Raw genomic sequence first — 23,905 nt, 5'->3', positions numbered from 1 at the left:
CCGACGACCACGGGCCACCCCCGGCCGGCCCGTGCCCGACACCCCCACAACAGCGGAGACCGCAATGACCCTTGACCGCTCACTGGCTGACAAGACGCTCTTCATCACCGGCGGGTCGCGCGGGATCGGGTTGGCGATTGCGTTGGCCGCGGCGCGCGACGGGGCGAATGTTGCCATCGCCGCCAAGACGGTGACAGCGCAGCCCACCCTGCCCGGCACGATCTATGACGCCGCCAAGGCCATCGAGGAAGCGGGCGGCAAGGCGCTGCCGCTTGTGTGCGATGTCCGCGACGAGGCAATGGTGGCGCACGCGATACAGCAAACGGTGGAGCGGTTCGGCGGCATCGACATCTGCGTCAACAATGCCAGCGCGATCAACCTGTCGGGCACGCAGGATATCAGCATGAAGCGGTTCGACCTGATGCAGCAGGTCAACACCCGTGCCACCTTCATGGTGTCCAAGCTATGCCTGCCGCATCTGCAGAAATCAGCCAACCCGCATATTCTGGTGCTCGCACCGCCGCTGGATCTGCAGGCCAGGTGGTTCAAGGATCACCCGGCCTATACGCTGTCGAAATTCGGCATGTCGCTGTGCGTGCTGGGGCTGAGCGCGGAACTTGCCACAGCCGGGATCGCGGTCAATGCGCTCTGGCCGATGACGGCGATCGACACTGCCGCCGTGCGCAACCTGCTGGGCGGTGCGGCGCTGGCCTCGGTCAGCCGGACGCCGCAGATCATGGCGGATGCGGCGCATGCGATCCTGACGCGGGAGGCGCGCGCCTCGACGGGGATGTTCTTTATCGATGAAGAGGTTCTGCGCGCCGAAGGCGTCACCGACTTCGACCGCTACGCTGTCTCGCCCGGCACGGCGCTGGTGCGCGATCTGTTCGTGCCGGATGGCTCGGCGGACCAGTCGGTGGCCACGCTGATCACTGCGCTGTCGGGGACGTAGGTGAGGGCCGGGTCAGGCGCGTCCGTCACCCATCGACCGGCGAGCTTGGGTTGGCCAGCAACGCATTCATGTCATCCAGCGCCTTGAGAAAGAGCTCCTCAGAGGCGCAGGTATTGACCGACAGACGCACGGCATTTGGCGCGCTGCAATTGGGCAGGGCGAATTCATCGGCAGGCTTGATCAGGATGTCGCGCTTCTCGCAGGCCATGGCGAACCGCGAGGCGCGCCAGCCCTGCGGCATGTTGAGATAGACGAAGGGCGCATCCTCGCGCCACCGCAGATCCCAGGCCCCCAGCGCATTGACCGCCAGCCGGGTGCGCCTTGCCGTCGCCTCGATCACCCGGTCCCGGATCCCCTGCGCCGCGCCACTGGTAATCAGCGCGTGGCACAGGTCCAGAATGGGCTGCGCCACTCCGTAGAACGAGCTTTGCGCGACCTGCCGCAAGTCCTTTTCCCGTCCGACCGGGGCGATGGCATAGCCAAACCGCAAGGCTCCGCTGACAGATTTGGTCAGCGACGACACAAAATAGCTTTGTTCCGGCAACATCGACCGATAGCTGGGAATGTCACTGGGGGCGGTGGTGTGGCAATCATCCTCGATGATGGTGATATCCAGTTGCCGCGCGATCTCGGCGATGTCCTGTTTGCGCCGCAGGCTGTGTGCGGATGGTGGTCGGGCTGTGCACTTCAGCCGCCGTCAGCAGGATACGACCGCCATGCGTGCGGCAGGCCTGCTTGAAGGCCTCGGGCAGAATACCCTCATCATCCATCGGCAACCCGACTGTCTGCGCGCGGAGCAGGCGCGCGGCGTGGCGTGTGCCGGGATAGCCCAGTTCCTCGGTCATGATGATGGGATTGTGACCGCTGAGTTCCGCCTGAAGCGTCAGCAGGCAACAATTCTGCGCGCCGTTGCCCAGGACGATCTCCTCTGGCCCGGCACCCCCCAGACGTTGCTGATCGATCCACGCGGCCACGGCGCTGCGGGCCTCAAGATCGGTTTCGGCGGTCGGGTAGTTGATGTGGCGCCGCCGATGGCTTTGCGCGATCTTGATCAGCGCCGCGTCGATGATCCGCCCCTGCCCCACATCCGGCACCCGGCTGCTGCGGAAATCCGCCACCGTGTCGACGGGCAGATTGACCAAAGAGGTAACACCCTCGCTCTTCACCGCGCGCCCCGCCGCAACAAAGGTGCCGCGCCCGACCTCCGCCTGAAGCCGCCCCTCTTCGGTGAGCAGCGTATACGCCCGCGCGACGGTGCCCGGCGTGACCTGCACCCGGTAGGCAAGGTCACGCACCGGTGGCAGCTTCATCCCCGGCGTCAGCTGCCCTGATGCGATGCCTTCACGCAGCGCCTGCGCCAGCGCTTTGTACTTGGCTTTCCCGGTGATCGGCGCGGCGGGTTGCCAAATTGTGTCAGGTACAATCATTTTGTAGCGCCCAGCCTGCTTCTTTTGTATCAAGTAATCGTACTGATATCGAAGATTGTGTCAACACAATACGCAAGGGATGACCCCATGTCACGCTCACTTCACGCCGCTCAACTTGCGCTCCTGAACAATCAGGCAGGCCTGCCCTCGGCAGCGCGCGCCCTGATCGTTCTGGCTGTTGTGATGACCAAATGGGACCGCCACCGCCGCACGCGCAAAGCCCTTCACCGCCTTGAGCCGCATCTGCTGAAGGATATCGGCTTTTCTCGCGCCGCTGCCGAGATCGAGGCCGGCAAGCCGTTCTGGCGCGACTGAAGCGGCAATGCGCGCGATTTGCGTCGGCGCATCGGGTCCGGTACACCCGTGATGCCAGACGTCACCACGGGAGAGCACGGCATGATGATCTATGGACTGAACACCTGCGCCACATGCCAAAATGCCCGCAAAGCGCTGGAGTCGACGGGTAAAACCATCGATTTCCGCGATATCCGGGCAGAGCCTTTGACCGAAACGGAACTGGCCGCCCTGATTGCCGAGTTTGGCGACCGGCTGGTTGATCGCAAATCCAGCGACTACCGCGGGCTCAGCGCATGGCTGAAGAACTCCGAGGCCGAGGCCCAGATCGCCGCCCAGCCCAAGCTGATGATGCGTCCGGTGATCGAGGCGGATGGCGTGTGGTATCTGGGGTGGGATGACGCGGTGCAAAAAGCGCTGCTGACGGATTGATCACCAAGGACACGGGCTGCGCGCGACCGGGGTCACCGCAACTATGGTGGCTGCGGACGCGATCGGGACCATATGGTGTGCAAGTTTGCCGCAGTGCCGGACTTCTCTTGCCCCAAGCCAAAAAACCCCAAGGAATCACGTTCCCGTCATAGTAGCCTTTGCCCCAACAGGTTTGGGCTGGCTCTGTCCTGGACTGCAACGGAACTCCGGGAACGTTTTCAATGAGTGCTTTATCTCGACTCGTGGGCAGCTTTGCCGCGCGCAGCAGAAAAGAAACCACAACGCCCCTGCGTCCCGTGACAGGTCGAGCAGCGGTTCTGGGCGCGGCGCTGGTTGGAATGACTGCCGCAGCCCTGCCCGCCTTGGCGCAGACCGCGTTTACCGATACTGCCGCCGGACGCCCGGCGATGCGGGACGTGTCGGGGATGATCATGCTGGATTACAGCACGATCACCTTGTCGGATGGCGGCGCGTTCGATCTGTTTGGCGTGCACTACATGCAGCGCGCGAATGACTGGCTGTATTACGGTGTCGGCGCCTTTGCCCCCCTCGCGCAGGGGGATTACGGCGGCTTCTTTGGCGCGGATGCGACCCTTCACATCCAGCGCCGGATTGCCGGAAACTGGTTCGCCAATGCCGGTATTTCGGTTGGCGCGGCGGCGGGCGGGGCCAGCGTGGCCGGGATCCAGAGCCTGTCGGGCGACGGGTTTTACAGCCGGGCCTATGTCGGCCTGGGCTACACCTATCGCAACCTCAGTTTTGGCGTGAACTATGCGCGGGTCGCCATCGCCGGCTCGCCGATCAACGACGCGACGATCAATTTCTTCGTGCAACGCCCGTTCTCGTTCTCGGTCGGCTCTTACGGGGACGCGGGATCGGTGGTCAGCTCGGCGGATTTCGACGCGCCCGCGCATGAGAATATCGTCTCGCTTCAGTTCAACAATTTCGCGCAGATCAACCCGACGGGCAGATACACCGGGGATATCGGCGTTGCCTCGACCCAGTTCACCCATTTCCATAACCCGAACCTCTATTCGTTCTTTGCCGTCGATATCGGCGTCACCGGCCTGCATTGGTACAATCAGGCCCATGGCGGTATCGGCACGCGGGTGGCACTCTCGCCGAACGTCAATCTCTATGGCCAGATCGGTCTGGGCAGCAGCGGCTGGGTGACCGATACCGTCGATACCGGCCCCGGCTTCATCATCTACCCCAAGGCCATGCTCGAATACCTGTGGGGCAACGGCGTCGGCGCGACGGTTTCTGCCGGGTATCTCTATGCACCGATGGGCACTTCGCGCAACTGGACGCTGGGTCTGGGCCTGAACTATCACCTGTCGCATTCCGAGGCTCAGGCGCGCAGCGCGCCCAACGGGCTGGACTACAGCCTGCGCGGCATTCGCCTGAACGTCTTTGGCCGCACGACGTCGAGCATCACCTACAATGGCCGCGAGAGCGATGGCATCAGCATGATCGCCGTGCAGGCTGACTATGCGCTCAGCGATCACTGGTACATCGCCGGGCAGATTGCGGCCGCGGCGACGGCATTCCGGGGCTATGCCGGATACGCCGAGGGCTTTGTGGGCGTCGGCTGGCAGAGCAACGCTTACGCGAATGGTCGGCTTCAGGCCTACGCGCAGCTGATGTACGGGCTGAATGATGTTGGCGTCGATGCCGCGCACGAGGTCGGCGCGTTGCTCTATCCCGCCGTTGGCGTGAGCTACCATCTCAACGACCGCCTGTCGCTGTACAGCCAGCTGGGCGCGGCGGTGTCGCTGGGTCAGTATGTCGGATCGCATACCAACACGTTCGAGAATTACTCGATCGGTCTTGGGGTTACCTACCGGTTCTCGCTACCGACCCGGTCCTAAGAGCGGCGCACGCCCCGCACCATCGCAAGGAAAGCCGTAAACCCCGCCGACGGGTGGCGACGACCGGGGTAATACAGGCTGAAAGCCGGGCGCGGTGGCGTCCAGTCTTCGAGCAGACGGATCAGCCGACCCGAGGCGATATCCGCAGCGACATCCTGCTCGATGAAAAAGCCGATCCCCGCCCCGTCAAGCACGGCTGCGCGGGCGATGGCAGCCTCGTCCACGGTCAGCCGCCCCTTGGCGTCGATCTGCACGTGCTCGCCGTCTTTCTCGAATGGCCAGCGCAAGACTGCGCCGTTCGGCAACCGCACCCGCAGGCAGTCGGTCAGCGGCAGCTCGGCCGGATTGGTCGGCGTGGGATGGGTCAACAGCCAGTCCGGCGACACCACCACGGCGTGCCGCTGAGCGGTCGGCAACGGCAGCGCGATCATGTCGCGCGGCACCAGATCGGCGGGGCGGATGCCCAGATCGAACCCCTCGGCCACGATGTCGACCAGCCGTCCTTCGGTCACCAGATCGACCTGCATCTGCGGATACTGCCGCAAGAAGGCCAGGACCGTTGGTGCGATCTCGCGACCCGCCTGAACCGACGCGTTGATGCGCAACATCCCCGCGGGGATGTCGCGCTGTGAACGAGCGGTGTCCATGGCCGCGTGGATCTCGGCCAGCGCCGGGGTGATCCGTTCGACAAACGCCCGACCGGCCCCGCTGAGCGACACGCTGCGGGTGGTGCGGTTGAACAAACGCACGCCCAGACTGGCCTCCAGCCGCCCGATCGTGTGCGACAGGGCGGTGGTCGACAGACCCAGCTCAAGCGCTGCCGCGCGAAAGGATCCGTGCCGCGCGATGCTCAGCACGGCCTCAAGCCCTTTCAGCCCTGTCTCAGCCATTATCCCGATCCTGTCATCATAGGATGCCGATTTATCCCGATTATCGGGCCGACCGTCGAGCCCTATCTTTCCCACAGCACAGAAAGGACAATTCCATGCAGCTTTCCGCTTCGATCCAGACCTATTTCACCGCCCAACCGCCCCACGATGGCGCTGCCTTTGCGGCGGCTTTTACCACCGAAGCCCTCGTCCATGACGAGGGCAACCAGCACCGTGGACCTGAGGAAATCCGCCGTTGGTGGCTGGCCGCAAAGGCCAAGTACCGCCACCACGCCGAGCCCCTCTCATTGCGCGAGGGTGACGGCGAAGCCGTGGTGCAAGCGCGGGTCACTGGCGACTTTCCCGGCAGCCCGGCGGTCCTGACCTTCACCTTCGCGCTGGACGGCGGGCGCATCGCCGCGCTGAAGATCGGCTGACCCCAGCCTGCCACGCGCGCGATTGTCAGGCGCACCAAGGGTTCATCACGCCGTCGACGACCGCGACGCCCGCGCGGGTTGCCGAGACTATCGACACCTTCGATTTCACCCGCAGCGAGGCTGACTTGGCGAAGATTTGCAGCCTGTCGCGCGCCGATAGCCGGATCATCAGCCCGCCGTGTCTGTCACCCAACTGGGCCGCACAAGACCCACGCAAGCCCCCGACAGGCCGCGTTCGCGGGCGCTGCCGGGGGCCGGTGCCAGGGGCCGGTGCCGTGGCGCGCGATCAGATCTTCTTGACCGTCGGGTCCAGCAAGACGCGGATCGACTCGCCCAGTGCGTTAAAGGCCAGCGCGGTGAAGAGGATGGCAAAGCCCGGCGCGTACATCTGGGTCGGGGCGATTTCGATATAGGAATACGCCCGCGCCAGCATGCCGCCCCAGCTGGCCTCGGGTGCCTGAACGCCGAGCGACAGAAAGCTCAGCCCCGCCTCGGCCAGCAGCGCCACGGCCAGCAGCAGCGTCACCTCGACGATAACCGGCTGGATCGCGTTGGGCAGGATGTGCTTGCGGATCAGGTGGAACCGCGAGGCCCCGAACCCAACCGCCGCATCGACATAAAGCGCGTTTTTGACCACCAGCGTCTGCGCCCGCATCGTGCGCGCCAGATACGGGGCAAAGGCGAAGCCGACGGCGAGCATGGCGTTGGTCAGCCCGATGCCCAACGCGCCGGTGATGGCCACGGCCAGCACGATCGGCGGAAAGGCCAGAATGGCGTCGATCACCCGGCTGACCGCCTCGTCGATCCAGCCGCCGACAAAGCCGATGAACACACCCACCGGCACGCCGATCAACACGGCGATCCCCACCGCCAGCCCGCTGGCATAGAGCGCATTGCCCGCGCCATACATCAGCCGCGACAGCGTATCGCGGCCCAGATCGTCGGTGCCCAGCCAGTGCTCACCCGACGGGTCGGCGAGCATGTTCATGATGTTCTGCTCGGTCGGCGAATAGGGCGCCAGAAACGGCGCCAGCACAGCCCCCAACACCAGAATGATGAGATAGGTCAACGCAAGCGCCGCACGCATGTCACTGCGCATCCAGCGCCAGACCGAGAACCGCGCCGGACCTGCCGGTACGGGGGTCGTTACCGTTGCATCTGTCATGTCGAAGCCGCCACTCTGGGATCGAGGATCGAATTGAGAACATCCACCAGCAGGTTGACGAAGATCACCAGCACCACCAGCACCAGCGCCACGCCCTGCACGACGGGGAAGTCCTTGTTCAGGGCGGAATAGCTGATCAGCGAACCGACGCCGGGCACGGCAAACACCGATTCCACGATCACCGCCGACGAGAACAGCAGGTTGAACTGCAACCCGGCGATGGTCAGCATGGTCGCCGCCACGTTGCGCAAACCATGCCGCCAGAGCACCGCCGCCGGTCTGAGCCCCTTGGCGCGCAGCGTGCGGATGAACTGCGAGCTGAGCACCTCGAGCAGGGCCGAGCGTACCTGCCGGGTCAGCACTGCCGTGACGTTGGTCGACAGCGCCAGCGCCGGAAGCGTGGCGTAATAGAGCGCGCCCAGCGGATCTTCAAAGATCGAAACCGCCCCGGTTGCCGGAAACAGTCTCCAGTCTAGGGCCAGAGCGGAAACAAGGATGATACCGAGCCAGAAGTTCGGCACCGCGACGCCCAGCGACGCGAGGCTGGTGATCGCCTTGTCCAGCCGCGTGCCCTGCCGGGTCGCGGCCAGGATCCCCAAGGGGATCCCGGTAATCGCACCCAGAAACAGCGCATAGAAAACCAACAGCAAGGTGTGGGGAAGGCGCATGCTGATCAGGCGGCTGACCTCTTCATTCGAAAACAGCGAACGGCCGAAATCGAACTGCAGCGCGTTCCACAGCCAGTGCCCGTATTGCACCCAGAACGGCTGATCGAAGCCGTAGAGCGCGCGGATCTCGTTGATCCGCGCCTCGGTTGCGAACTCGCCAGCCAGCGTGACTGCAGGATCGCCCGGCATCAGAAACACCAGCGCGAACACCACGAAGGTCGCGATGATCATCACCGGGATCAGCTGAGCCAGCCGCCGCAGTACCATTTTGCCTACGCCATGCATGGCGTCCCTCCCCTACTGCCGTGCTCAGGCCTGATCGAGCCAGACAGTGTGGAACCGCGGTGCCGCCAGAATGCCGAAGGTGAAGTCCTTCACCTGCGGAGTCTGGATCGACATCCCCGCCGACATGTACTGCGGCAGATGCAGGGCATTTTCGACGACGAACATTTCGAGTTCGAACAGCTTCTGCTGGCGCTCGTCGAAGTCATAGGTGGACATCGTCGCTTCAAGCAGCTCGCGGTAACCGTCAAGCTCGATCTTGCCCGCGTTGCGCAACGCGGTGGCCGAGAATTGCCGGTCGAAGGCAAGGGACGGATCCGGGTTGCCGCCAGTCGGCGAGAGCAACATGTCGCCCTGCTCTTCGATCATGAAGACCTGAATCGCCTGCGCGGGCTGCACCGGCGTGACGTTCAGCCGGATACCGACCTGCGCAAGCTGGTTGCCGATGATCTCGGTGCGTTGCATCGCCGCCTGATCGGGCCAGGACAGCGTGGCGATATCGACGCCGTCGGGATAGCCCGCCTCGGCCAACAGGGCGCGCGCGCGCTCGGGGTCGTAGGGGTAATAGTCCGCAGCATCGGGGCCCGATGCCCAGAATTCGCGCGGGAAGACCGAACAGGTCGCCTCGCCCAGCCCCATCAGCAGCACTTGCTGCAGATCGGCACGGTTCAGCGCGTAGTTCATCGCCTGACGGACTTTCAGATCCGCCAGCGGGCCCCGGGCATAGTTGAAGAAGGCGGTGTAATAGGTCATCGACGTGGTCGCCGTGGCGATGATGTTGTCGCTGCGGCGCGCGACCATGATCTGCTGGGCAGCCAGTTGCAGCGCGACATCAGCCTGACCCGAGGTGACGGTACGCGCCGCCGTGTTCAGCTCGTTGATGATGCGCAGCTCCAGCGCGTCGAGATACGGCAGTTCCGGTCCCTGCCAATAGCTCTCGTTGCGCTCAAGACGGATCAGGTCATTGTCGCGCCATTCGATGAAACGGAACGGTCCGGCACCGACCGGCGCCCGGTCGATATTGCCGTCTTCGGCTGCCTGAACGGACGCTGGCGACACCATGCAGCCCGCGCGGTTCGACAGGATGGCGGGCAGCGCGGCGTTGGGTGCCTCAAGACGGATCGTGACCTGAAGCGGGCCGGTTGCCTCGATCGCCTGAACACCGGCGAGGTCGGATTTCACGTTCGAGCGTGCATAGTCCAGCCCGCGACGCAGGTTGAACACAACCGCCTCGGCGTTGAAGGGCGTATCGTCATGGAACATCACACCGTCCTGAAGTTCCAGAACCAGCGTGCTCGGATCCGCCCAATCCCAGCTTTTCGCCAGCATCGGCTGCAATTCGAGCGTCTCGTCGTCAAAACCGATCAGCGCGTCATAGAGCGCGTAGAGCGTGTTGAAATCGGGCAGGTTGCGACCGGTGATCGGGTCCAGCGAGGCCGGGTTATACGGCATCGAAACCCGCAGCGTGCCACCGCGTTGCGGCGTCGCCTCCTGCGCGAAGGCACCGCCCGGCAGCATCATTCCTGCCCCGGCAGCGGCAGCAGCCCCCATCAGGATGGACCGGCGGGTCGGGCGAAGGCTGGTATCGAAGATCACTTTATGCATGGTTCTCTCTCCCTGTTTGCGGCCATGACGCGCCGCGACGTGTTGACTTCAGCTGACGGTCTCGCGGCGCATCGCTGCACCTCCCTCCGCGAAACGTGCCAGCATCTCTTCGGCAAAATGGCAGGCGACAAACCGGCCCGGCACCAGTTCACGCTGGACGGGTTCATCGGTCGAGCACCGGTCGGCCGCGCGCGGGCATCGGGTATGGAACCGGCAGCCCGAGGGCGGGTTCAGCGCGCTGGGGATCTCGCCTTGCAGGATGATCCGCTCGCGGGCCTTGGCCTGATCGGCGATGATCTCGGGTTCAGCCGAGCGCAGCGCCTCGGAATAAGGATGCAGCGGGCGGTTCATCACCGCCTCGGCCGGGCCGATTTCCATGATCTTGCCGAAATACATCACCGCGACGCGGTCGCTGATGTGGCTGGCGACGTTCAGATCGTGGCTGATGAACAGATAGGTCAGGTTGAAGTCCTGCTGCAGTTTCCAGAACAGGTTCAGCATGTCCGCCTGAATCGACACATCCAGCGCCGCGACCACCTCGTCGCAGACCAGCACTTCAGGGTCCAGCACCAGCGCCCGCGCGATATTGGCGCGCTGCTTCTGGCCGCCAGACAGCTCATGCGGGTAACGGTTGCTCAGTTCGGGCGACAGCGCGACGGTGTCGAGCATCGCCAGCGCGCGCGCGCGCCGCTCGGCCCGGTTGCCGATGCCGGCAATGTACATCGGCTCCATGACGCTTTCGAGGATCGTCATACGCGGGTTGAACGCCGCGTTGGGATCCTGCGCGATGATCTGATATTTGCGCCGGTGGACGTTCAGCGCCTTGCGGCTCAGCGCGAAGGGATCGACGCCACTGTGGCGCACCTCACCGCCCGAGGGCGTGATCATGCCGACAGCGGCCCGGCCCAGCGTGGACTTGCCCGAACCGGATTCGCCAATGATGCCAAAGATCTCACCGGGCGCGACGGTGAACGACACCCCGTCCACAGCCCGCACCAGCGTGCGGCTGCGGCCAAAGGTGACGGTCATGTCCTGAACGTCGACGGCGTTAGGGCGTTGCGTGGTCATAGCGAGACGGCCTGCTGCTGGGTCAGCTCTTGCCAGCGATGGCAGCGGATCTGGCGGTCGCCGGTTTGCGCGATGCCGACCGGCTGACGGCAGACGGGCGCCGAATGCGGGCACCGCGGCTCGAACCGGCAGCCCGGCGGCATGGCGCGCAGGGACGGCACGCGGCCCGGAATGGCGTTCAGCGTGCCGCGCGCGCGCCCGGCCTCGGGGACGGAATGCAGCAGGCCGGTGGTGTAGGGATGGCGCGGGGTGGCGAGAACATCGGCGACAGGCCCGCCCTCGATCACCTGACCGCCATACATGGTGATCATCCGGTCGCAGTTTTGCGACACCAGCGCCAGATTATGCGTGATGAACATGATCGCCGTGCCCTTTTGCTGGGACAGCTTGAGCAGCAGATCCATGATCTGCGCCTGAATGGTCACATCCAGCGCGGTGGTCGGCTCATCCGCGATCAGCAATTCCGGCTCGCACACCAGCGCCATGGCGATCATCACCCGCTGGCGCATGCCGCCCGACAGGCTCATCGGGTAAAGCTGCGCGATTTCGCGCGGTGCGGCGATGCCGACACTGTCGAGCGCGTCGATTGCGCGCTCTTCAGCCTCGCGGCGCGATACCTTGAAATGGCAGAGCACGGTTTCGATGATCTGCGCGCCGACGGTGAACACCGGGTCCAGCGCGCTCATCGGTTCCTGAAAGATCATCGAGATGTTGCGACCCCGGATGCGGCTCATCTGGCGGCGCGACAGGGTCAGCAGGTCGCGGTCGCCGAACTGGATGCGCCCTTCGGTGCGCGCATAGCGCGGCGGCAAAAGCTGCATGATCGACAGCGCGGTCATCGACTTGCCGCAGCCGCTTTCACCGACAACGCCCAGCGTTTCGCGCGGGCGTATCTGAAAGGACACGTCGTCAAGCACGCGGACCCAGCCGCTTTCATCGCGCAAATCCAGCTTCAGACCGTCGACGCTCAACAGCGCACCAGCGCCGGCTGACATGCCGGTCGCGACCTCAGGCCGCTGCGCCTCAGTTACGGACATCCGTTACCTCCCGTGCGGGCTCTCGCCCACGCTTCCGGCGCAAAATCGTTCGGGCTATGGGCCGACGTATCCGCCCCGTTGCCACCCCTGCACCGTCTCTCCACGTGTATGCAAACACAGCCAACACCCCTAAGCAATATCTTTATTGCACCTTTGACGTTGATAATTAAACGGCGCAGCGCGACGACCGTGCTGACAGCGAAAATCGGCCCTTCCGTCACAGGAAAGCCGCATAACTGCTTATATTTATTAATAATTCTCGAGCAGCACGCAAGCAGACGCCGGCGCAGGGTCACACATGCACAGTCCGCTCCCCATCCCGGCGAGCGGCTGTGGCGTGCCCGTTTCCACGGCACCTGTATACAATTTGATCGCGCCGGGCCCTGCCCGGCGCTGATTACTGGTCCAATCGGAACAGCTGCATTGCGTTATCGCGAAAGATCTTCGCCCGGTCCGCAGGGTCCAGCGGCGTGCGGAATGCAAAGCGCGGATCGTCGAAATCCCAATGCGGATAATCGGTCGAGAACATCAACCGGTCCGCCCCGATCCAGCGCACGATATCGTCGAGATGACGATTCTCTTCGGGCTCCTCGATCGGCTGCGTGGTGAACCAGAAGTGGTCGCGCAGATACTCGCTGGGCTTGCGTTTGACCTGCGGCACCTCGGCGCCCATCCGCTTCCATTCGCGGTCCATCCGCCATGCCAACGAGGGCACCCACGAAAAGCCACCCTCGACGACGACGATCTTCAGCTTGGGAAAGCGTTCGAACACGCCCTCCATGATCATCGACACGATCACCGTCTGCAGGCTGTTCGAGGCGGCGTAATGCTCCTCCAGATAGAACGACGACCAGCCCGAAGGCGTGTTCGGCCGCTGCCCGAATGCACCGGTGTGCAGGCCGATGGGCAGTCCGTAATGCTCGGCAGCTTCGAAGATCGGCCAATAGCGGCGACGGCCGATCGGCTCGATGGTGCGCGGCGGGATCGAGATCTGCACAAAGCGCCGGTCATGGGCGCGGCGGTCGATTTCAGCGACCGATTCCGCCGCATCCTCTTGCGCCACACAGATCGAGGCGCGCAGACGCGGCTCGGGCCCGGCGAATTTATCGATCTGCCAGTCGTTGATGCCGATGCACAGCGCCGCGCCCAGATCCTGATTGTTGGTCACCGCCCCGGCGGCCAGCGGCTGCAGCACGCCGTGGTCGATGTTGCACTGGTCCAGCAACTGCTCGCGCAGGAACGCCAGATCCGAGGCGGGAGGCCCGCCATTGGGCGGCCAGCTGTCGCGGCGCATGCCATTGCCGGGGGTCATGCGCGGATAGATCATCGCGCCCAGAAACGGGTTCGGCGTGCGCAGGGCAAAGTCGCGAATGTGATCCCGCCAGCGCTGCGGCAGATAGCTGCCCAGTTCCTGCGGGTTGGAAAAGGCCGGGTGAATGTCGCAATCCACAACGCCCAGACGCTTGGCGGCAGTGGTTTCGCGGTCGAGTTCAGTTGCTTCCATGTCAGCCTCCAAGACGGGGGTACGTGGCCAGCGCATTGCTGCGCATGGCCTTTTGCAGGAGCGCATCCGGCACACCGTGGGGCAGCACATCGAGCCCCTCATAATGCCAGTGGGGGTAATCGCTGGAGAACAGCAGCATATCATCCGAGAGCAGATGCGAGAGCATCTTTTCTACCTCGGCGGGATCTTCAGGGCCGTCAAAAGGCTGCGAGGTCACGCGCACGTGGCGGCGGATCAGCGCGGCGGGGCTGTCCTTGACCCAAGGCACCTCGATCCGCGTGCCGCGCCAGTCCTTGGACATGCGCCACATCAAGGGCGGGATCCACGACACACCGGATTCGATGGCGACGACCTTGAGGTCGGGGTATTTCGCAAACACCCCTTCGGCGATCATGCTGGCGATTTGCGTGGCAAAGCCCTGCGTCATCGCGATGTGGTCTTCGATCAGAAAGGAGTGATAGCCGCTGTGGCTGGGCGCGTGGCGCAGCATGCTGCCCGCGTGAATGCCGATGGGCAGGCCGTGCTTTTCGGCCGCCTCGAAGATCGGCCAATAGGTTTGGCGGCCAAGGGGCAATTCGCCAGCCGCCAGCGTCAGGATTTGCACAAAGCGCTTGTCCGATGCCAGCCGCTCGATCTCGGCCACGGCGGCGGGGACGTTCTGGAACGGCACCAGCATCGACGCCCGCAACCGGCTGTCACGGTCAAGCCAGGTGTCCGCCAGCCAGTCATTCGTCGCCCGGCACACGACCTGCGCCAGATACGGGTCAAACAGCGCATGCGCCCCTGAGACCACGTTCAGGATCGCATGGCCCAGTTCCAGCGGGTCGAGCAGGTTCTTCTGCATCGCCACCAGCGCGTCCCCCTCGCCCACCCAATCCGGGCGGCGGTAGGGCTTGGTGCGCTCGGGCGCGCTCATCAGTTCCAGAACGTCGATCTCGCGCGACTGAAAGGTCTCTTTCCAGTAGTCGTCGACATAGGGCAGCAGATCGGCCTGACGCGGCAGCGGCGGATGCACATCGGTGTCAATCGCGCCTGCCGTGGTGATCGCCCGGGGCTTTGCGAGGGTGTCGCTCATTCAAACATCTCCTTCTGCGTGGCTGCTCACAGCGTCACGATCACGTAATCGTCCTGCACGGACACATCGTAGACTTCGATCTGGTAAGGCCCCTCGGCCAGATCCGAACCGGGGCTCACCTTGACGTCATAGCTGCGCACCTTCAGGCGGTTGGGGTCGCAGTAGGACTTTCCGGTCAGGATATCGAACTCCCAGCCATGCCAAGGGCAACGCACCAGCTCGCCGCGCCGTTCCATGCGGTAGTCGCCGGGACCGTCCGAATCGACCAGCCCGGTGATCTTTCCCTTGCACAGGCTGGCCCCCTCATGCGGGCAGCGGTCAGCGATCGCGTGCAGGGTGCCCTGCACGTTGAAAATCGCCACATCGCGCTTACCTGCCGAGAACCTGCGCGCCTCGCCTTGTGGAATATCGGTCAGCTTGCAAACGACATAGTTGGGCATCGTGTCTTGTTCCTCGAAGGGTCAGCGGTCGTGACGAAAGGCAGCGGGCAACGCCTGCACAGGGGCGTGTCGCCCAATATCAGTGAGACTGCGATTACTTGGCGTCATTGTATACATGATTCTTGCGCTATGGGCCTAACCAGACGCTGTATGCGCCATGCCTCTCCCCATGAGGGCAGCGAAACGTCAGCAATGACGGGGAGTCGCGTGCCGCCAAGGGTGGAAGGACACCACCCTCTCAGCACGCCGCCAAGGGTCAGAAGACGTGTCATCGCATGGATAACACACCGGAAAGTCGATTTTTCGCTGTGAATACGCACCAAAGCAAAAACGCGCCTTCTGCACAGCGCTTGTGACAAAGGTGCCGACAGTGCCCAAGGCACGTCCGGTCGTGTCGCCATCTCTCCCCCTTGAGCCGCCACTCAGGCGGGTCTCAGGGGTTGTATACACCATCAACGGTTCTTCGTGTAGCCCCCACGCGCAACCGGTAGCGCCATAGTGAGCACTCGCGCCGCGACCGGCGGTGATTTGCCACCGGTCAGCGTTGCGTTTTTGCGAGCGGGGGCGGCGAAGATCCGGTGCAGCCCGCAGGCCGGCCGAGGCAAGAATTGCAGCCTGCCGCCCCCTCACCGGACGCGCTATCGCCCGCAAGCGGACGGCTAAGCGCCAAAGAACCCTCCGGCTGTCAGAGCGCCGTCAGCTCCAGATCCAGCGATTTGACGCCATGCACATGGTTGCTGCGCAACAGGTTCGGCCCCGATTGCGTGCGGATCGTCGCCACCCGCTTGGCCATTTCCTCAAGCAAGACCCGCACCTGCAATTGCGCCACGTAATTGCCCAGACAGAAATGCGGCCCGCCTTTGCCAAAAGCCATGTGCGGATTGGGACTGCGGTCCAGACGGAACTGATCGGGCGCGTCGAAATACGCCTCATCCCGGTTGCCAGAGGCATAATACATCGCGACTTTCTCACCCTTGTCGATCTGCACGCCGCCCAATTCGGTCGCCCGCGTGGTGATACGGCGCACGAAATGCACCGGCGTCGCCCAGCGGACGCATTCATCCGTTGCCGTCTGGCTCTTGATCCCGCCTTCACGAAAACGCGCCCATTCGCCCGGGTTCTGCGCCAGCGCGTTCAGGCTGTGGGACATGGTGTGGCGCGTCGTCTCGTTCCCGGCGACAACCAACATCAGGAAATAGTTGAGATAATCGTCTTCGCTGATCGGTTTGCCATCAACCTGCGCCTGCACCAGCATGGTGATCACATCCTCGCGCGGGTTGGCGCGGCGGTCGGCGGCCAGTTCCCGGCCCATCTCGAACGCCAGAAGCGAGGCCGGGTGGCCAAAGGGCAGCATCCGCCGTTCCTCGGCCGAATAGCGGTCAAAGATCGGGTCGATAAAATCGGGATCATCCGAGCCGATCAGCAGATCAGACCAGCGGATCAGGTCATCCTTGCGCTCGGCCGGGATGCCGAGCAGTGAACACAGGGTCAGGATCGGCACTTCCTTGGTCAGCGTCGTTACCGCCTCGAAGCTGCCCGCCCCGACCAGCCGGTCAAGCAAGGCCCCGATGCGCGCGCGCACATCCTCTTCCAGCCCGCCAACCCCGCGCCGGGTAAATCCCGGCATGGTCAGAAGGCGCATCTTGCCATGCTGCGGCGGGTCCATTTCCAACAGCGTCCGCCGCGCGTCATTCTGCGCGTCATCGAAATCATCAAGCGAGATCACGCCATTGCGCGACGAATAGGTTTCGGTGTCTTTCGACACCTGCACGATGTCGTCATAGCGGGTGACGGCCCAGAACCCCTTGTGTCCGTCGTTGCGCGGGTTCCATGCCACCGGCGCTTCGCGGCGCAGGCGGGCGAACTCGGCGCGCGGGACGCCGTTCTGCCAGTTGCCCGCGTTGGACAGATCAACCTGCGTGGTGGGTCGTGCGGTCGAGAGAGTCATTGCGAGGCTCCGCTTTTGGCGAGGGTGTGAGTCAGAAAGGCCATGATCCAGCGCGCCGCCAAAGCGGGATTGCGCGGCAGGGTCAGGCTGGCGGTGGCAGCTTCGGTCTGGGCGGCGCCGATGCGGTCGCGCTCGTAAGCGTAAACGGTGGCGGCAAAGGCCGGGTCCATCTCAGGATGCGCCTGAAAGGTCAGGATCGTGTCACCGATCTGCGTCACCGCCGCCGGACAGAACGGGCTTTGCGCCAGAACCTGCGTTTGGGGGGCAAGGCGGGTGACCTGATCCTTGTGCAAGGCAATCAGGTCAAAGCCTTGGGCGCTGTCCGTTGCCACTTCATCGGGCAGCCACGCGGGCAACGCCGTGACATCGTAATGATGAATCCCGACGCCCCAGGCCGCCCCTTCGCTCACTTGCCCACCCAGAACATGGTGCAGATGCTGGTGGCCGTAGCAGATACCGATAAGGGGAACCTGCCGGGCAACCTGCCGCAGAAACCCGGTCAACGCCTGCTGCCACGGCGCGTCGTCATAGGCCGAGGCCGGACTGCCGGTGAGCAGATAGGCGTCACAGGCCCCCGGATCGGCGGGAAGCTGCCCCTCAACCGCGTTCCAGACGCGATACTCGGGCGCTGCCCCGGCCAGAGCCAGCAGGGGCGGAAACCACGTGCCGAACGCGCCGAAATCTGACCAGTCGGGGCGCTGTGTGCCACATTCAATCAAGCCAATACGCATGACTTATCCCAACTCGAAAAAGCGGCGGCGTTCGTCGATCAGGGTCTTGCCTGCGAATTTTGCCACCTGATCGCGGCGGGTGGCGCAATAGGCGCGCACGAACCCCTCGCCCAGCCAGTCGGCGGCCAGCGCCGACTGCTCGAGCGCGTCGATCGCCGCTGCCATCCCGTCGGGCAATGCGTGCCCCTTGGCAACGCCGGGCACATAGCCGTTGCCCGTGGTGGGCGCGGTCGGCTCGACCTTGCCCGCGATCCCCGCCAGTCCGGCGGCCAGCGTCGCCGCCATAGCCAGATGGGGGTTGGCATCGGCGCAGGGCAGACGGTTCTCGACCCTGAGCGTCGACGGCCGCGTGCCGACAACGCGGAACGCGGTCGTGCGGTTTTCGATCCCCCAAGAGAACGCAGGCGGCGCAAAAGTGCCCTCGGCAAAGCGCCGCCAGCTGTTCACGGTCGGGGCGAAGAGCAGCATCAGGCCGGGCAGGTATTCCTGCAACCCGCCCAGAAAATAGCGGAACGCGGGCGACAGATGATCCGGCGCATCGGCGTCCCAGAACAGGGACTGGCCCGCCTCATCAAGCAGCGAGATATGGATATGCGAGGACTGGCTGTCCGCATCCTCGGTCCAGCGGGGCATGAAGCACACGGTCTGGTCCTGCCGCATGGCAAACACGCGCAGGAAGTTGCGCAGCAAGACGGCTTCGTCGGCAGCGTCAAGCGCCGGAACCGCACCGATACACGCCTCCATGAAGCCGCCGCCGATCTCCTCGTGCATCTTCTGCAGGCTGATTCTCAGCGGCTCGCAGAAATCGGCGACCCCGGCGTAGAAGTCGGATTGCGCGGCCTGATAGATGATCAGATCGTGGCTGGGATGCGCCGTGGCGGTGATCAGATCCTCATAGCCCTTGGCCTTCAGGCTGCGCGGCGTTTCGTCAAACAGGGTGAATTCCAGCTCGATCCCGGCCTTGGTGGACAGCCCCATTGCCGCCGCCCGCGCCAGCACTCGCCGTAGCAGGTTACGGGGGCACAGCCCGGCGGCCTCGCCGGTGAACTCGGCCAGATACAGCGCCGAATCCTCATCGCGCTCGAAGGAGATATGCCGCAGGCTGGCCGCATCGACCGTCAGCTCGCTGTCGTGAAAATCGGCGCTGTCGTCGGTCACGCCGGGCATCGCCATGATGTCATCCGTCGGATCCAGCGCCAGTTGCACCGGCGACATGCCGATACCATGCGCCAACACGCCCGGCAGATCGGCACCGCGGAACTTCTGCCCGCGCAAAAGCCCGTTCGTATCGACGATGGCAACGGTGAAAAAACGGTCTTTCGTCATGCTGCAGTGTCCCTGTTTGCCCGTAGCCGGGTTTTGATTTTCACAAAGCTTGACACCGCGCGCCCGCGCCTTCCTGATAGTTTCGAACAGAAAACATACATTTTTGAACAGCCATATCCGCATGCCCCCTGAAATCGCCCGGCCCCGCGCCGAAATCCGCGGCACCGTGCTGCGCCAGATCTTTGATGAATGCGCCGTCACGGATTCGGTGCGCCACGGCTTGCTGGGCGGGTACGGGCTCAGCGATGCTGACATCGACGGCGAAGACGGTGCGGTCCCGCTTGCCGCCTATCTGGAAATTTTCGAAAGCCTCGCCACCCACCAACGCCAACCCACGCTCGGCCTGAAACTGGCGCGACGGATGGGGCCGGATCTGGCGGGTGCGCCGGGCTACCTGTTTCTGGGCGCCCCCGATCTGGGCACGGCCATCGACGAATTCGTGCGCACGGTGTTTGCCATTCAGGGCGCGACTTTTCTGGATTTTGCCCGCACGCCCACGCCGATGATGAGCTATTTCATCGTCGATCAGTCCCTGACGTCGCGCCGTCAGGACGCCGAGTTCTCGCTGGCCTATATGCACCAGTTGATCTGCCTGTTTCTGGGCACGCCCTATGCGCCGGTCGAGCTGACATTCGAGCATGCGCGCCTTGCCCCGCTGTCGAGCTATGAACGCCATTTCGGTTGCCCGGTTTATTTCGAGCAGGCGCGAAATTCGCTTGTCATGCGCCCGCAGGATCTGACGTCGAAGGCGCGCCGCCATGACCCGAGGCTCGCCAGCCTGCTGCGCCACTATCTGACGATGATCCGCCACACCAAGGACCGGCCCAGCCGCGTCACCGATCAGGTCGACGCGGTTCTGGCCAAGATCGTCGGCGCGGACCCGGTGACGGTGGCCGATGTCGCCTTCAGGCTGGGCACGACCGAGCACACATTGCGCCGCAAGCTGAGCGCCGAAGGGGTGAGCTTTCGTGATCTGTTGCGCGCCAAGAAGGTCGCGGTTGCGATGCGGCAGCTTGAGGATACCGAATTTTCCATCCTCGATATCGCGCAAAAGCTGGGCTATTCCGACGCCGCCGCCTTTACCCGCGCGTTCCGGGCAGAAACCGGGGTCAGCCCCAGCCTGCACCGCAAGCAGGTGAACCGCCTGCGCCGCTGAACCGGGTTAGCGCGGGCATTCCCAGACCACCCGCTCAACCCCAGCCAGCCGGGCGAAGCGCGCAAGCTCGGCCTCAAGCTTTTCAGCACGGGCCTTCGACGCCCGGACACCCGGCTCGTCCCACCATTTGAGCACGCTCAACACCCCCGCCGCGCGGTCCGCCTTGGCCTCGATCCGGCCGACAAAACGGCTGCCTTCAAGCACCGGGTATACGTAGTAACCCCACTGCCGCTTCGCCGCCGGCAGGAACAGTTCTACCGTGTAGTCGAACCCGAACAGGCGTTTCAGCCGTGCCCGGTCCCGGATCGCCGGGTCGAACGGGCTGAGGATACGCAGCCGTCCGCCCGGTGCTGCCAGCGCCGTCAGCCGTTCTTCAAGATCCGCGCAGCCCCAGGCCTTGGTCCAGCTGCCATCGGCACCCTGCACCTCTACCGGGATCAGCGCGCCGCTGTCCCGCTCTGCCCAAGCCGCAACCTCTGCCGGATCGGTCGCGTCCCAGAATTTGCGGATCTCGCCCAGTGTCCCAAAGCCGATGCGGTCCAGTGCCGCGCGGCACAGCCCGTCGATCTGCGCCTGATCGGACAACTGCGCGTTTCTCAGCTCTGCCGGAAACACCCTGTCAGCCAGATCATAATATTTGATGAACCCGTCCCGGTGCGAGGTCGCCAGTTCGCCCGCGTACCATAGGTAATCCAGCGCCTTCTTATGCGGTGGGCGGCGCCACATCTCCTTGGGCCCCTCAAGTTTGGTGTCGAAATCGCGCGTCGACAGCGGGCCTTCATCCGCAATGCGCCGTTTGACCAGCGCCAGAAGCTCAGGCTCCAACGCACCGCCATACCACGACGAACGCTCCACCTTTGCCTTCATCCGCCGGAACTGCCGCTGCCACAGCGGCAGAAATTCCATCGGCAGGACCGAAGCATCATGGGTGAAATGCTCGAACACCTGCCGGTCGCGCGCCAGCAACCCGTCGAGCAAAGGCTCGCGATAGCGCGGGTTGCGGCTCCACAGGATATGATGATGCGCGCGCGACACGATCTGGATGGTGTCCAGCTGGACAAACCCCAGCGCGCGGATCAAGCCCAGCGTATCGCACACCCCTGCCGGTGGCGCAGAAAGGCCATGCGCGCAAAGCCACAGCGCTCTGGCGTCCGAATTCGAGATCTTCAGGGCAGACACAGACCGGCTCACCTGTTGCAAGATGACAGTGATGCCGCCCGAGGCCGGGTTATGCAATGGGCAAGGCCCCCTCGCCTTGGCGAAACACCGCGCTACCTGTGCTCGCGTACCCGTTCCCGGAGCCCGTCATGATCCTCTACGCCATCACCGCCCTCCTGTTTCTTGCCATCGACGCTTTGATGCTGACCCTGGTGATGAAGCCGCTGTTTGTCCGCCATCTGGGCGCGACGATGCGCGACAGCCCGATGCTGGCCCCGGCAGGGCTGTTCTATCTGGCCTATGTGGCGGGACTGGTGTTCCTCGTCTCGGCCCCTGCCCTGCGGGACGCCGACCCGGTTCGGGCGCTGTTGCAGGGCGCGGTGATCGGCGCGATGGCTTACGGCACGTACGAGTTCACCTCGATGTCGATCATGAAAGACTGGTCATGGGCGATGGTCGCCACCGACACGCTGTGGGGCACGGTGTTGACCGGGTTCTGCGCGTGGGCCGGGGTTGCGCTGCTCTTGCGCCTTCAGGGCTGAGCGCCCTTACCGGATGTCCAAGATTTAGGCAGGCACGCGGCGGCTGGGAAAATGGCCCCGCGTCCGCAAGCCTGCGCCAGCTTCGGTGTTGACAAAAGCCCCTGCTCTGCAATTTGATACGAACACGTAATATAAAAACACCATCGCAGGGAGAACGCCATGTTCACAAAACTTCGCACGGTGGTCACCGGGCTGGCCGTCGCCGCCGCGCTGACCACGCCGGTTCTGGCCCAGACAACCGCACCACGCATCGCCATCGCCCTGTTCGGCCCGCACCCGTCGCTTCAGCAGGTATCGGATGGCTTCAAGGCCTCGCTCGATGCTGCGGGCTATGAGCCGGTCTATGACGAGGGCAACGTCAATTTCGACCGGTCGCTTGTGCCGCAGTTCCTGAACCGGCTGGCCGCCGCCGACCCTGATCTGATGCTGACGATCACCACCCCCATGGCACAATCCGCGCGCCAGATCCTTGCCAACCGCGATTTTCCCATCGTCTTTGCGCCCGTCACCGATCCCGTGCAGGCCGGGCTGGTCGGCAGCTGGGACGCGGGCGCGCCGCTGTTGACCGGTGTGTCCAACATCCCCGATCTGGCGGCGACGGTCGCCTTCATGCAATCGCTGGTGCCCGGCATGACCCGGCTGGGCGTGCTCTATAATCCCGGCGATGACAGCGACACGGCCTTTGCCACCCGCCTGCAAACCCTTGCCCCAGCGCAGGGCGTCGAGGTGCTGCTGATCGGCGTCGACAATGCCAATGACATCCCGCAACGTGTGACCTCGGCGCAGGGCCGGGTGGATGCGCTGTTCGTTCCGGCCTCCAGCCTGCTGCAACCCGCCAGCCCGGCGATTGCCTCGGCCGCCGGTCGGATTTCGATGCCGGTGTTCAGCTCGAACACCCAATCGGTCGGCGATGCGCTGGCGCTGGCGACCTTTGCCGTCGATTTCTACCGCATCGGCGAACGCGCGGGTGACCTGGCCGCGCGCATCCTCGGCGGTGAAGATCCGGCCACGATCGCCATCGCGGTTCCGGCGCCCGAGGATCACCTGATCCGCATCAGCCAGCGTCAGATGACCGCGCTTGGCCTGACCCTGCCCGAGGCGCTGACCGGGTGCGACTGTGTCGTCGACTGACGCCCGCCCCGCCCTGACCCTCGACGCGCTGCGCCTCACCTTTCATCCGGGCACCCCGGATGAAAGGGTCGCGCTGGACGGGCTGAGCCTGCGCATGAATGAGGGCGATTTCGCCGTTGTCATCGGCTCGAACGGCGCGGGCAAGAGCACCATGCTCAACGCCATCTCGGGCGCGCTGCAGCCGGACAGCGGGCGCGTGCTGTTCGGCGCGCAGGACGTCACCGACCTGCCGGTCCACCGACGCGCGGGTTTTATCGGGCGGGTGTTTCAAGACCCGATGTTGGGCACGGCCCCGGCCCTGTCGATCGAGGAAAACCTCGCGCTCGCGCAACGTCGCGGCCTGCGGCGCGGCTTCCGGCTGGCGCTGGGACGCGGCAACCGCGAGCGGTTTGGCGACCTGCTTGCGCCCTTCGGACTGGGGCTGGAAACCCGGATGGCCGTGCTCGCGGGCAAGCTGTCGGGCGGGCAACGGCAGGTTCTGGCGCTGCTCATGGCCGCGATGCAAAAGCCCCGGCTGCTGCTGCTCGACGAACACACCGCCGCGCTCGACCCCGGCACTGCCGAGCTGGTCATGCAGGCCACTCGCCGCATCGTCGATGAGGGCGGGCTGACCACGCTGATGATCACCCACAACATGCAACACGCCCTCGACACCGGGAACCGTCTGCTGGCGCTGAACGCGGGTCAGGTGCGGCTGGATCTGGATGCGCAGGCCAAGGCCGGGCTGACGGTCGAGGCGCTGGTGCAGCGCTTTGGCGCCAGTGACGACCAACTGCTGCGCGCATGA

25 protein-coding genes are annotated in these 23,905 nt (G+C 64.4%); 9 read left to right on the top strand and 16 right to left on the bottom strand.

Translation table 11 applies throughout. The annotated features are described in order from the left end of the window. The first annotated feature begins 64 nt into the window (after positions 1 to 64). Positions 65 to 952: an SDR family oxidoreductase gene (locus tag OKW52_RS12625; protein ID WP_264506027.1), complete on the top strand. Its 888-nt coding sequence runs from the start codon at positions 65 to 67 to the stop codon at positions 950 to 952. A 25-nt stretch (positions 953 to 977) separates the two neighbouring features. Here OKW52_RS12625 and OKW52_RS12620 read toward each other — a convergent pair whose 3' ends face one another. After that, positions 978 to 1,499, bottom strand: coding sequence for an aminotransferase-like domain-containing protein (locus OKW52_RS12620; protein ID WP_264506026.1), 522 nt, complete (start codon positions 1,497 to 1,499; stop codon positions 978 to 980). A 43-nt stretch (positions 1,500 to 1,542) separates the two neighbouring features. Continuing rightward, the gene (locus OKW52_RS12615) at positions 1,543 to 2,379 is read right to left on the bottom strand and encodes a GntR family transcriptional regulator (protein ID WP_264506025.1); all 837 of its coding nucleotides are present in this window, start codon (positions 2,377 to 2,379) and stop codon (positions 1,543 to 1,545) included. 87 nt (positions 2,380 to 2,466) lie between these two features. On the opposite strand from OKW52_RS12615, the gene OKW52_RS12610 reads away from it, so the two are divergent. The 3 genes from OKW52_RS12610 to OKW52_RS12600 all read left to right on the top strand — a co-directional run bounded on the left by OKW52_RS12610 (position 2,467) and on the right by OKW52_RS12600 (position 4,976). Beyond that, positions 2,467 to 2,694, top strand: a complete 228-nt coding sequence (locus OKW52_RS12610; protein WP_264506024.1) for a DUF1127 domain-containing protein — start codon at positions 2,467 to 2,469, stop codon at positions 2,692 to 2,694. Between the two features lie 81 nt (positions 2,695 to 2,775). Beyond that, positions 2,776 to 3,105, top strand: a complete 330-nt coding sequence (locus OKW52_RS12605; protein WP_264506023.1) for an arsenate reductase family protein — start codon at positions 2,776 to 2,778, stop codon at positions 3,103 to 3,105. 338 nt (positions 3,106 to 3,443) lie between these two features. Continuing rightward, a complete protein-coding gene (locus tag OKW52_RS12600) occupies positions 3,444 to 4,976 on the top strand; it encodes a hypothetical protein (RefSeq protein ID WP_264506022.1) in 1,533 nt (510 codons plus the stop codon). On the opposite strand, the gene OKW52_RS12595 is transcribed toward OKW52_RS12600, so the two are convergent. Continuing rightward, complete coding sequence (locus tag OKW52_RS12595) at positions 4,973 to 5,866, bottom strand: LysR substrate-binding domain-containing protein (RefSeq protein WP_264506021.1); 894 nt, start codon at positions 5,864 to 5,866, stop codon at positions 4,973 to 4,975. The two genes, OKW52_RS12600 and OKW52_RS12595, sit on opposite strands and share 4 nt — an antisense overlap. 95 nt (positions 5,867 to 5,961) lie before the next feature. Between OKW52_RS12595 and OKW52_RS12590 the strand changes: the two genes are divergently transcribed. Next, positions 5,962 to 6,282 carry a nuclear transport factor 2 family protein gene (locus OKW52_RS12590; protein WP_264506020.1) on the top strand — a complete coding sequence of 107 codons (321 nt, stop codon included), beginning with the start codon at positions 5,962 to 5,964 and terminating at the stop codon, positions 6,280 to 6,282. 25 nt (positions 6,283 to 6,307) lie between these two features. Here OKW52_RS12590 and OKW52_RS12585 read toward each other — a convergent pair whose 3' ends face one another. The 12 genes from OKW52_RS12585 to OKW52_RS12530 all read right to left on the bottom strand — a co-directional run bounded on the left by OKW52_RS12585 (position 6,308) and on the right by OKW52_RS12530 (position 19,131). Then, entirely contained in the window at positions 6,308 to 6,451 is a 144-nt protein-coding gene (locus OKW52_RS12585; RefSeq protein ID WP_264506019.1) for a hypothetical protein, read from the bottom strand. 117 nt (positions 6,452 to 6,568) lie between these two features. Further along, on the bottom strand, positions 6,569 to 7,447 hold the full coding sequence (locus OKW52_RS12580) for an ABC transporter permease (RefSeq protein ID WP_264506018.1): 879 nt from the start codon (positions 7,445 to 7,447) through the stop codon (positions 6,569 to 6,571). Beyond that, positions 7,444 to 8,400, bottom strand: a complete 957-nt coding sequence (locus OKW52_RS12575; protein ID WP_264506017.1) for an ABC transporter permease — start codon at positions 8,398 to 8,400, stop codon at positions 7,444 to 7,446. The genes OKW52_RS12580 and OKW52_RS12575 overlap by 4 nt, the downstream gene beginning before the upstream one ends. Before the next feature lie 24 nt (positions 8,401 to 8,424). Then, positions 8,425 to 10,002, bottom strand: a complete 1,578-nt coding sequence (locus OKW52_RS12570; protein WP_264506016.1) for an ABC transporter substrate-binding protein — start codon at positions 10,000 to 10,002, stop codon at positions 8,425 to 8,427. 48 nt (positions 10,003 to 10,050) lie between these two features. Beyond that, positions 10,051 to 11,070: an ABC transporter ATP-binding protein gene (locus OKW52_RS12565; protein ID WP_264506015.1), complete on the bottom strand. Its 1,020-nt coding sequence runs from the start codon at positions 11,068 to 11,070 to the stop codon at positions 10,051 to 10,053. Beyond that, on the bottom strand, positions 11,067 to 12,107 hold the full coding sequence (locus tag OKW52_RS12560) for an ABC transporter ATP-binding protein (RefSeq protein ID WP_264506014.1): 1,041 nt from the start codon (positions 12,105 to 12,107) through the stop codon (positions 11,067 to 11,069). The genes OKW52_RS12565 and OKW52_RS12560 overlap by 4 nt, the downstream gene beginning before the upstream one ends. 397 nt (positions 12,108 to 12,504) lie before the next feature. After that, complete coding sequence (locus OKW52_RS12555; RefSeq protein ID WP_264506013.1) at positions 12,505 to 13,611, bottom strand: amidohydrolase family protein; 1,107 nt, start codon at positions 13,609 to 13,611, stop codon at positions 12,505 to 12,507. A gap of 1 nt (position 13,612) precedes the next feature. Continuing rightward, on the bottom strand, positions 13,613 to 14,686 hold the full coding sequence (locus OKW52_RS12550; protein WP_264506012.1) for an amidohydrolase family protein: 1,074 nt from the start codon (positions 14,684 to 14,686) through the stop codon (positions 13,613 to 13,615). Between the two features lie 26 nt (positions 14,687 to 14,712). Continuing rightward, the gene (locus OKW52_RS12545) at positions 14,713 to 15,126 is read right to left on the bottom strand and encodes a Rieske (2Fe-2S) protein (protein WP_264506011.1); all 414 of its coding nucleotides are present in this window, start codon (positions 15,124 to 15,126) and stop codon (positions 14,713 to 14,715) included. Positions 15,127 to 15,811: 685 nt separating this feature from the next. Then, complete coding sequence (locus OKW52_RS12540) at positions 15,812 to 17,074, bottom strand: cytochrome P450 (protein WP_264506010.1); 1,263 nt, start codon at positions 17,072 to 17,074, stop codon at positions 15,812 to 15,814. Beyond that, positions 17,071 to 17,805 carry a glutamine amidotransferase-related protein gene (locus OKW52_RS12535; protein ID WP_264506009.1) on the bottom strand — a complete coding sequence of 245 codons (735 nt, stop codon included), beginning with the start codon at positions 17,803 to 17,805 and terminating at the stop codon, positions 17,071 to 17,073. Before OKW52_RS12535 ends, OKW52_RS12540 begins: the two co-directional genes overlap by 4 nt. A gap of 3 nt (positions 17,806 to 17,808) precedes the next feature. Then, positions 17,809 to 19,131, bottom strand: coding sequence for a glutamine synthetase family protein (locus OKW52_RS12530; RefSeq protein WP_264506008.1), 1,323 nt, complete (start codon positions 19,129 to 19,131; stop codon positions 17,809 to 17,811). A gap of 121 nt (positions 19,132 to 19,252) precedes the next feature. Between OKW52_RS12530 and OKW52_RS12525 the strand changes: the two genes are divergently transcribed. After that, the gene (locus OKW52_RS12525) at positions 19,253 to 20,287 is read left to right on the top strand and encodes an AraC family transcriptional regulator (RefSeq protein WP_264506007.1); all 1,035 of its coding nucleotides are present in this window, start codon (positions 19,253 to 19,255) and stop codon (positions 20,285 to 20,287) included. 6 nt (positions 20,288 to 20,293) lie between these two features. Here OKW52_RS12525 and OKW52_RS12520 read toward each other — a convergent pair whose 3' ends face one another. After that, positions 20,294 to 21,466, bottom strand: a complete 1,173-nt coding sequence (locus OKW52_RS12520; RefSeq protein ID WP_264506006.1) for a winged helix-turn-helix domain-containing protein — start codon at positions 21,464 to 21,466, stop codon at positions 20,294 to 20,296. A 128-nt stretch (positions 21,467 to 21,594) separates the two neighbouring features. On the opposite strand from OKW52_RS12520, the gene OKW52_RS12515 reads away from it, so the two are divergent. From OKW52_RS12515 to OKW52_RS12505, 3 genes are all read left to right on the top strand, one after another. Further along, positions 21,595 to 21,987, top strand: coding sequence for a DUF2177 family protein (locus OKW52_RS12515; protein ID WP_264506005.1), 393 nt, complete (start codon positions 21,595 to 21,597; stop codon positions 21,985 to 21,987). Positions 21,988 to 22,146: 159 nt separating this feature from the next. Further along, positions 22,147 to 23,118, top strand: coding sequence for an ABC transporter substrate-binding protein (locus OKW52_RS12510; RefSeq protein WP_264506004.1), 972 nt, complete (start codon positions 22,147 to 22,149; stop codon positions 23,116 to 23,118). Continuing rightward, positions 23,105 to 23,905, top strand: a complete 801-nt coding sequence (locus tag OKW52_RS12505) for an ABC transporter ATP-binding protein (RefSeq protein ID WP_264506003.1) — start codon at positions 23,105 to 23,107, stop codon at positions 23,903 to 23,905. The genes OKW52_RS12510 and OKW52_RS12505 overlap by 14 nt, the downstream gene beginning before the upstream one ends.

This window comes from Pararhodobacter zhoushanensis, assembly GCF_025949695.1.
Lineage (GTDB): Bacteria > Pseudomonadota > Alphaproteobacteria > Rhodobacterales > Rhodobacteraceae > Pararhodobacter > Pararhodobacter zhoushanensis_A.
This window is presented reverse-complemented; position numbering and strand designations above follow the sequence as displayed.

Bases quoted from the DNA above. Each gene is read 5' to 3' on its own strand.
- OKW52_RS12600 (WP_264506022.1), top strand. From the start codon at position 3,444: ATGACTGCCGCAGCCCTGCCCGCCTTGGCGCAGACCGCGTTTACCGAT.
- OKW52_RS12530 (WP_264506008.1), bottom strand. From the start codon at position 19,131: ATGACGAAAGACCGTTTTTTCACCGTTGCCATCGTCGATACGAACGGG.
- OKW52_RS12620 (WP_264506026.1), bottom strand. From the start codon at position 1,499: ATGTTGCCGGAACAAAGCTATTTTGTGTCGTCGCTGACCAAATCTGTC.
- OKW52_RS12615 (WP_264506025.1), bottom strand. From the start codon at position 2,379: ATGATTGTACCTGACACAATTTGGCAACCCGCCGCGCCGATCACCGGG.
- OKW52_RS12510 (WP_264506004.1), top strand. From the start codon at position 22,147: ATGTTCACAAAACTTCGCACGGTGGTCACCGGGCTGGCCGTCGCCGCC.
- OKW52_RS12540 (WP_264506010.1), bottom strand. From the start codon at position 17,074: ATGACTCTCTCGACCGCACGACCCACCACGCAGGTTGATCTGTCCAAC.
- OKW52_RS12560 (WP_264506014.1), bottom strand. From the start codon at position 12,107: ATGTCCGTAACTGAGGCGCAGCGGCCTGAGGTCGCGACCGGCATGTCA.
- OKW52_RS12610 (WP_264506024.1), top strand. From the start codon at position 2,467: ATGTCACGCTCACTTCACGCCGCTCAACTTGCGCTCCTGAACAATCAG.
- OKW52_RS12570 (WP_264506016.1), bottom strand. From the start codon at position 10,002: ATGCATAAAGTGATCTTCGATACCAGCCTTCGCCCGACCCGCCGGTCC.
- OKW52_RS12590 (WP_264506020.1), top strand. From the start codon at position 5,962: ATGCAGCTTTCCGCTTCGATCCAGACCTATTTCACCGCCCAACCGCCC.
- OKW52_RS12565 (WP_264506015.1), bottom strand. From the start codon at position 11,070: ATGACCACGCAACGCCCTAACGCCGTCGACGTTCAGGACATGACCGTC.
- OKW52_RS12585 (WP_264506019.1), bottom strand. From the start codon at position 6,451: ATGATCCGGCTATCGGCGCGCGACAGGCTGCAAATCTTCGCCAAGTCA.
- OKW52_RS12580 (WP_264506018.1), bottom strand. From the start codon at position 7,447: ATGACAGATGCAACGGTAACGACCCCCGTACCGGCAGGTCCGGCGCGG.
- OKW52_RS12595 (WP_264506021.1), bottom strand. From the start codon at position 5,866: ATGGCTGAGACAGGGCTGAAAGGGCTTGAGGCCGTGCTGAGCATCGCG.
- OKW52_RS12550 (WP_264506012.1), bottom strand. From the start codon at position 14,686: ATGAGCGACACCCTCGCAAAGCCCCGGGCGATCACCACGGCAGGCGCG.
- OKW52_RS12625 (WP_264506027.1), top strand. From the start codon at position 65: ATGACCCTTGACCGCTCACTGGCTGACAAGACGCTCTTCATCACCGGC.
- OKW52_RS12535 (WP_264506009.1), bottom strand. From the start codon at position 17,805: ATGCGTATTGGCTTGATTGAATGTGGCACACAGCGCCCCGACTGGTCA.
- OKW52_RS12515 (WP_264506005.1), top strand. From the start codon at position 21,595: ATGATCCTCTACGCCATCACCGCCCTCCTGTTTCTTGCCATCGACGCT.
- OKW52_RS12525 (WP_264506007.1), top strand. From the start codon at position 19,253: ATGCCCCCTGAAATCGCCCGGCCCCGCGCCGAAATCCGCGGCACCGTG.
- OKW52_RS12555 (WP_264506013.1), bottom strand. From the start codon at position 13,611: ATGGAAGCAACTGAACTCGACCGCGAAACCACTGCCGCCAAGCGTCTG.
- OKW52_RS12545 (WP_264506011.1), bottom strand. From the start codon at position 15,126: ATGCCCAACTATGTCGTTTGCAAGCTGACCGATATTCCACAAGGCGAG.
- OKW52_RS12605 (WP_264506023.1), top strand. From the start codon at position 2,776: ATGATGATCTATGGACTGAACACCTGCGCCACATGCCAAAATGCCCGC.
- OKW52_RS12575 (WP_264506017.1), bottom strand. From the start codon at position 8,400: ATGCATGGCGTAGGCAAAATGGTACTGCGGCGGCTGGCTCAGCTGATC.